The organism is Streptomyces sp. NRRL S-87 (assembly GCF_000719335.1).
Classification (GTDB): domain Bacteria; phylum Actinomycetota; class Actinomycetes; order Streptomycetales; family Streptomycetaceae; genus Streptomyces.
Genome location: NZ_JOGB01000053.1, coordinates 39067 through 46133, shown reverse-complemented (window position 1 = coordinate 46133; position 7067 = coordinate 39067). Strand labels below are relative to the sequence as shown.

Genomic DNA, 7067 nt, shown 5'->3' with positions numbered 1-7067 from the left:
CTCCCCCTCCCCCTCCCCGTCCCCGTCCCGGCGCTCCTTCCTCCGCGCCGGCGGGTCCGCCGCCCTCGCCCTGACCACCGCCGGCTGCGGATTCATGGCGAGCGGGTCCACCGGCGCGGCGGCCGAGCGGCCGATCGAGATGAAGCCCGACGGCGACCTCGTCTACTTCAACTGGGCCGACTTCGTCGACCCGGCGGTCTTCGCGGGCTTCGAGGACGAGTACAAGGTCAAGGTCATCCAGTCCAACTACGACTCGATGGAGGGCATGGCGGCCAAGCTCAACGCCGGCAACCGCTACGACGTCGTCTTCCCGAACGCCAAATGGGCGCAACGACTCGCCGCCGGCGGCCGGCTGCACCGTATCGACCACTCCCAACTGACCAACGCGGGCGCGGTGTTCGACGCGTACGACTACTTCGCCGACCCCTGGTACGACGCCAGGTCCGCGCACACCGTGCCCTTCACGATGTACAAGACCGGCATCGGCTGGCGCCGGGACCGGCTCGGCGACGAACTGACCGGCTCGTGGGACGACCTGTGGAACCCGGGGGCCCGCGGCAAGGTGTTCGTCCTCGACGACCGTGACGAGGTGCTCGGGCTCGCCGCCCTCAAGCTGGGCGTGGACCTGTGCACCGCGGATCCGGGTGAACTGCGCCGCATCACGGCCACGTTGAAGTCGCTGCGCCCGCACCTGCGCGGCTTCTCCAGCGACAGCTACAACAACCTGCTCAACGGCAACGCCCTGATGACCCAGGCGTGGAGCGGGGACATGGCCGCGATGCTGGCCCAGGCCAAGGACCCCGACGTGTTCGGGTTCGAGACCGCGAAGGAGGGCGCCCCCGTGAACTCCGACTGCTACGCCATCCCCGTCGACGCCCCCCACCCCGGCACCGCGATGCTGTTCATCGACTACATGCTGCGCCCGGAGAACGTGAAGCGGAACATCCGCTACATCGGCTACCCGATGCCCGTCGCCGGGACCGAGGACACGTACCGCTCCGTGGTCGGCCCGTTCGAGGCCTGCGTGGTGAGCACCGACGACCTGCGGGACGACCTGTTCTTCCGGGGCACGGACGGCCCGGGCGAACGGGCCCGCGACCGCGCCTGGACCGAAGTGAAGGCCGGCTGACATGGCACGACGCACACGCGCGGCACGCCCGGGCACCACGGACCCCACCCGCGCCACGGGCCCTGCCCGCCCCACCCGCACCCGCACCCGCACCCGCCTCTGGACGTGGCTGATGCTCCCCGGCACCGTCTGGATGAGCGCCTTCCTCCTCGCCTCCCTCCTGCTGGTCGCCGCGCTCTCCGTCGGCACCACCGACCCGCTCGGCAACCCCCGCTTCGGTCTCGACCCGAGCAGCCTGGCGGCCCTGGTCGACCCCGCCTACCGGGTGGTGCTGCTGCGGTCCCTCGGGTACGCGCTGCTGGCCTGCCTCGTCTGCCTGCTGGTCGCCTACCCGGTGGCGTACGCCATCGCCCTGCACGGCGGCAGGTTCAAGAACCTCCTCATCGCCGCGATCGTGGTCCCGTTCTTCGCCAACTACCTGGTGCGGATGTACGGCTGGTCGGTGGTGCTCTCCGACGACGGACCGGTGCTGCGGGCGCTGCGCGCCCTGGGCGTCGCCGGCGACGGCACCGCCATCCTGCAGACCGGTCCCGGGGTGATCGCCGGACTCGTCTACGGGTTCGTGGTCTTCATGGTCATCCCGCTCTACGCGGCGCTGGAGCGGATGGACGTCTCGCTCATCGAGGCCGGCCGCGACCTGTACGCGGGGCCGCTGCGCACGTTCCTCTTCGTCACCGTGCCGGCCACCCGGCAGGGGGCGACGGCCGGCTGCGTGCTCGTGTTCCTGCCCGCCATGGGCGACTTCGTCAGCGCCCAACTCATGGGAGGACCGGACCAGATCATGATCGGCAACCTGATCCAGGACAAGTTCTTCCAGGGCCAGGACTGGCCGCTCGGTTCGGCCCTGACGATGCTGCTGATGGCGGTGCTGTTCGTGGCCCTGCTGGGCTACCTGCGCCGGGCCCGCCGCGACGAGGCGGAGGCGGTCCGATGAACGCGGAGTCCACCACCGTACCGACGGCCCCGACCGCCGCCGCGCGTCCCGCCGCGAAGGGCGCGACCGTGCGCCGGAAGCGTCGCCGGCGGGCGGAGCGCCGGCCCCGGTTCGCGATCGCCGTCACCGTCTGCTTCTTCGCCCTGCTCTACCTGCCGATCGGGGTCGTCGCGCTGTTCTCGTTCAACGCGCAGAAGTCCCTGACCGTGTTCAAGGGGTTCAGCCTGCGGTGGTACGAGGCGTTCGCCCACGACGACCTGCTGCTGGGCTCGCTGGGCACGTCGCTGCGCATCTCGCTGGTGGCGACCGCGGGTTCGATCGTGCTCGGGGTGACGCTGGCGCTCGGGCTGGTCCGCTCGCGCAACCGGCTCGGCTCGCTGGCCGGCCTGATCATGCTGGTCCCGCTGATCACTCCGGAGATCGTGACGGGCGTCGCGGCGATGCTGCTCTTCAAGGGCGTGGCCGTACCGCTGTCCACCGCGACCGTGATGCTCTCCGAGGTCACCTTCTCCATCAGCTACGTCACGGTGATCATGCGGTCGCGCGTCGCGGCCCTCAATCCCGAGGTGGAGGAGGCCGCCATGGACCTCGGGGCCACCCGCTGGCAGGCGCTGCGGCTGGTGACCCTGCCGGCGCTGCTGCCCGGCATCCTGGCCTGCGCGGTGCTCGTGTTCGCCCTCGTCTTCGACGACTTCGTGCTCGCCTACTTCACCACGGGCGTCGACCCCCAGCCGCTCTCGGTGCGCATCTACTCGGCCATCCGGTTCGGGGTCCAGCCCACCATCAACGCCGTCGGCACGCTCATGCTGGCCGGCTCCGTGGCGCTGATCGCGCTGGCCCTCGCGATCCCGCGTCTCTTCGGCCGCCGCGGCGGCCTCGACCTGCTCTCCGGGAAGTGATCCATGACCTCCGCGCCCGTCCAGCCGCCCACCGGTCCCGCCGCACCCCGTCCCGCCGCACCCGGTCCCGAGGACCCGCCCGCCGTCCGGCTCGACCGGGTCAGCCGGCGCTACGGGGACGCGTACGCCGTCCGTGACCTCAGCCTCGACATCGCCCCCGGCGAGTTCTTCTCCCTGCTCGGCCCCTCGGGCTGCGGCAAGACCACCACCCTGCGGATGATCGGCGGCTTCGCCGATCCCACCGACGGCGCGGTGCTGCTCGGCGGCCAGGACGTCACCGGCCTGCCCCCGCACCTGCGCGACGTCAACACGGTCTTCCAGAGCTACGCGCTCTTCGACCACCTCTCGATCGCGGACAACGTGGCCTTCGGCCTCCGGCGCAAGGGCGTCGGCCGCGCCGAGATCCGCTCCCGCGTCGCGGACATGCTCGACCTGGTGCAGTTGGACGGGCTCGCCGACCGCAGGCCGCGCACCCTCTCCGGAGGTCAGCGGCAGCGCGTCGCGCTGGCCCGGGCGCTGGTCAACCGTCCCCAGGTGCTGCTGCTGGACGAGCCGTTGGCCGCGCTGGACCTGCGGCTGCGGCGGCGCATGCAGGTCGAGCTGAAGCAGATCCAGCGGGAGATCGGCATCACGTTCGTGTTCGTCACCCACGACCAGGACGAGGCGCTGACGATGTCCGACCGGGTGGCCGTCATGGAGGAGGGCCGGATCGCGCAGTGCGGTACGCCCGAGGACGTGTACGAGCGGCCGGCGAACGGCTTCGTCGCCTCCTTCATGGGCACCTCCAACCTGGTGCCGGGCGTGTTCCGGGACGGCCGGGTGCACGTCGACGGCGGACCGGTGCTGCCCGTCGGGGAGCGGCCCGACATCGCCGAGGGCGGCCGGGTGCACCTGGCGGTGCGTCCCGAGAAGATCTGGCTGTCCGACTTCGAGCCGGGCATGACCCTCGCCGACGGCGTGGTCCGCGAGACCGTCTACTCGGGCGCCACCACCACGTACCTCGTCGAGCTGGCCCCCGGGGTGAGCGTCGCGGCCCTGGAGCAGAACACCGACCGGTCCCGCCGGGAGGACCGGTGGATCGGCGGCGAGCCGGTCACGGTGGGCTGGCGGCCCGAGCACTGCCTGGTCCTGGACTGAGGGGGACGGTCACGTGGGGTACGACGTCATCGTGCTCGGGGCCGGGCTGGCCGGCCTCAGCGCCGCCCGCGACCTGGCCGCCGGCGGGGCCGACGTCCTCGTCGTCGAGGCCCGCGACCGGGTCGGCGGCCGGGTCGAGCAGACCCGGCTGCCGGACGGCCGGCTCGTCCAGCTGGGCGGCGAGGTGGTGGGCCGGGCGCACACGGCCTACCTGGAGCTGGCGGGCGAGCTGGGGCTGACCCTGGTGCCCAGCTACACCGCCGAGCCGGGGGTGATCGCCCGGGCCACGCCCGAGGCGGTCTCGACGGGAGACCGGCCGCACTGGTTCGGCCCGGGTGACGGGAGGGGCCACGAGCGGGTCACGGCGGCGTTCGTCGCCCTGGCCGGTACGGTCGACCCGGCCGACCCGTGGTCCCACCCGCGGGCCGCCGAACTCGACCGGCTCTCGGTCGGCGACTGGCTGCGGGCCGAGGGGGCGTCCCCGGCCGTGGTCCGGTTGTGGGAGGTCGGCCAACTGGGTCTGGCGAGCGGCTCGTACGAGCGGACGTCCCTGCTGTCGGCTCTGCGCAAGCACGCGGCCGTGCCGGGCGGGGAGGCGTACGGGTACGAGGACTGGGAGGGCCTGCGGGTCGCGGAGGGCTCGGCCACGGTGGCCCTGCGCACGGCGGACGGACTCGGCGCCGACCGGATCCGGCTCGGCGCCCCGGTCCGGGCGGTCGACGTGTCTCCCGCCGCCGGCTGCACGGTGGAGCTCGTGCACGGGGAGCGGCTCACCGCCGGGGCCGTGGTGTGCGCACTGCCGGTCGGACCGCTGCGCCGGGTGACCGTGCGCGGGGTGGCCGAGGAGCGGCTCGCCTCGCTGCGCCGCCAACGGCAGGCCCACGCCGCCAAGTTCGTCGCCGCGTACGAGAGACCGTTCTGGCGCGAGACGGGGTGCAGCGGCCTGTCGGAGAACGAGGGCGTGCTGGGGAGCACCTGGCCGCAGGGCGAGGGCGTCCTGTCCGCGCTGGTGCCGCCGGAGCGGTACGGCGTGCTGGCGGGAATGCCCGACGAGCTGCGCGAGGGCGAACTCCTGGGTGAGATCGCCCGGTTGTTCGGGCCCGGGGCGCTGGATCCGGTGGCGGTGTTCCTGCGCCGATGGGGCACCGACCCGTGGACGCAGGGGTACGTCACGCAGTGGGTCCCGGGGGACGTGATGGCGGTGGGGCCCCGGCACGGAACCCACGAACCGCCCTTCTACGTCTGCGGATCCGACCAGTGGGTGGCCGGATACATGGAAGGCGCGGTGCGTACGGGCCGGGCCGCCGCGAAGGAGGCGCTGCGCCGTGGCTGAACTCGATGCGGGACACCGCCCGGGCGCGGTCCCGGGGCCGGCCCCCGCACCGGCACCGGCACCGGCACCGGCACCGGCACCGGCACCGGATCCCGAACTCGCCAACCACATCGGCGGCGTCGACCGGCCCGCTGTGTCCGGGGCGTGGATGGAACTGGCCGACCCGGCCGGCGTCGGCCCGGTCCGCCGGGCCCCGCGCTCGGGACCGGCCGACGTCGCCGCCGCCTGTGCGGCGGCGGAGGCGGCCGGGGGCCCGTGGGCGGGGCGCACCCCCGCCGCGCGGCAGCGGGCCCTGTTGGACCTGGCCGACGCCCTGGAGGGGCACGCCGGCCGGCTGACCGCGGCGGAGGTCGCGGACACCGGCAAGCCGCCGCTGCTGTTCCGCACCGACGAACTGCCTGCCGTCGTGGACGTCGTACGGTTCTTCGCGGGGGCGGCACGGGGCCTGCCCGGCACGGCGGCCGCCGAGTACGCGGCCGGGCGCACCTCGCTGCTGCGCCGGGAGCCGGTCGGGGTGTGCGCGCAGATCACACCGTGGAACTACCCTCTGATGATGGCGGTGTGGAAGGTGGCGCCCGCCCTGGCGGCGGGGAACACCGTGGTGCTCAAACCCGCGGACACCACGCCGGGTTCCGCGGTGCTCCTGGCCCGGATCGCCGCCGCGCACCTGCCGCCCGGGGTGCTGAACGTGGTGTGCGGTGACCGGGACACCGGGCGCGCGCTCGTCGGCCACCCGGCGGTCCGGATGGTCGCGGTGACCGGGAGCGTGCGGGCGGGCCGGGAGATCGCGTCGGCCGCGGCCGACGACCTCAAGCGCGTCCACCTGGAGCTGGGCGGGAACGCGCCCGTGATCGTGCACGAGGACGTGGACGTGCGGGCGGTGGCGGCCGAACTGGCCGCCGTCGCGTTCTACAACGCCGGGCAGGACTGCACGGCGGCCGCGCGCCTGCTGGTGCACGACCGGGTGTACGAGGAGTTCACCGAGGCCTTCGCCACGGCCGCGGCCGCACTGCGCACCGGCCCGCCGGGCGATGCGTCGGCGGACTTCGGTCCGCTGAACAACGCGGCCCAACTGGCCTCCGTACGCGGGCTGCTCGCCCGGCTGCCCGACCGGGCGGAGGTCCTCACCGGCGGGCGGCCCCTGGACCGGCCCGGCTTCTTCCACCGCCCGACGGTGGTCGCGGGAGTGCGGCAGGAGGACGAGATCGTGCAGGAGGAGGTCTTCGGCCCGGTGGTGACGGTGCAGCCGTTCCGCAGCGAGGAGGAGGCCCTGCGGCTGGCGGACGGGGTCCGGTACGGGCTCGCGGCCAGCGTGTGGACGCGGGACCTGGACCGCGCGCTGCGGGCCACCCGGGCGCTGCGCACGGGCATCGTGTGGGTGAACACGCACGGGACGACCGTGTCGGAGATGCCGCACGGCGGCGTGCGGCACTCGGGGTACGGCAGCGACCTGTCCCTGGCCGGACTGCTGGAGTACACGCAGGTCAAGCACGTGATGCTCTGACCCCGGGCCTGACCCCGGCGGTCTGGGCCCGGCCCTCCGATCCCGGGCCTCCCACCCCGGGCCCCGGCCCCGGCGCGAGCCCTGCCGCCCGCCGTCCCGCGCCGCCCCCGCGTCCTGCGGGGGCGGCGCGG

6 protein-coding genes are annotated in these 7067 nt (G+C 74.0%); all 6 read left to right on the top strand.

Translation table 11 applies throughout. From position 1 onward, the window contains the following. The coding region (locus tag IF43_RS0127575) for a spermidine/putrescine ABC transporter substrate-binding protein (RefSeq protein ID WP_030206320.1) at positions 1-1129 on the top strand (1129 nt) is incomplete at its 5' end. A 1-nt stretch (position 1130) separates the two neighbouring features. Beyond that, positions 1131-2063, top strand: coding sequence for an ABC transporter permease (locus IF43_RS0127570; protein WP_078910497.1), 933 nt, complete (start codon positions 1131-1133; stop codon positions 2061-2063). Then, positions 2060-2962: an ABC transporter permease gene (locus IF43_RS0127565; protein WP_037890284.1), complete on the top strand. Its 903-nt coding sequence runs from the start codon at positions 2060-2062 to the stop codon at positions 2960-2962. The genes IF43_RS0127570 and IF43_RS0127565 overlap by 4 nt, the downstream gene beginning before the upstream one ends. 3 nt (positions 2963-2965) lie before the next feature. Further along, complete coding sequence (locus IF43_RS0127560; RefSeq protein WP_037890280.1) at positions 2966-4099, top strand: ABC transporter ATP-binding protein; 1134 nt, start codon at positions 2966-2968, stop codon at positions 4097-4099. 13 nt (positions 4100-4112) lie between these two features. Beyond that, the gene (locus IF43_RS0127555) at positions 4113-5432 is read left to right on the top strand and encodes an NAD(P)/FAD-dependent oxidoreductase (protein ID WP_030206309.1); all 1320 of its coding nucleotides are present in this window, start codon (positions 4113-4115) and stop codon (positions 5430-5432) included. Between the two features lie 133 nt (positions 5433-5565). Further along, a complete protein-coding gene (locus tag IF43_RS0127550) occupies positions 5566-6936 on the top strand; it encodes an aminobutyraldehyde dehydrogenase (RefSeq protein WP_267884804.1) in 1371 nt (456 codons plus the stop codon). Positions 6937-7067 lie beyond the last annotated feature (131 nt).

Excerpts from the sequence above, each read along its gene's own strand:
- IF43_RS0127570 (WP_078910497.1), top strand. The coding sequence starts at position 1,131 with ATGGCACGACGCACACGCGCGGCACGCCCGGGCACCACGGACCCCACC.
- IF43_RS0127565 (WP_037890284.1), top strand. The coding sequence starts at position 2,060 with ATGAACGCGGAGTCCACCACCGTACCGACGGCCCCGACCGCCGCCGCG.
- IF43_RS0127560 (WP_037890280.1), top strand. The coding sequence starts at position 2,966 with ATGACCTCCGCGCCCGTCCAGCCGCCCACCGGTCCCGCCGCACCCCGT.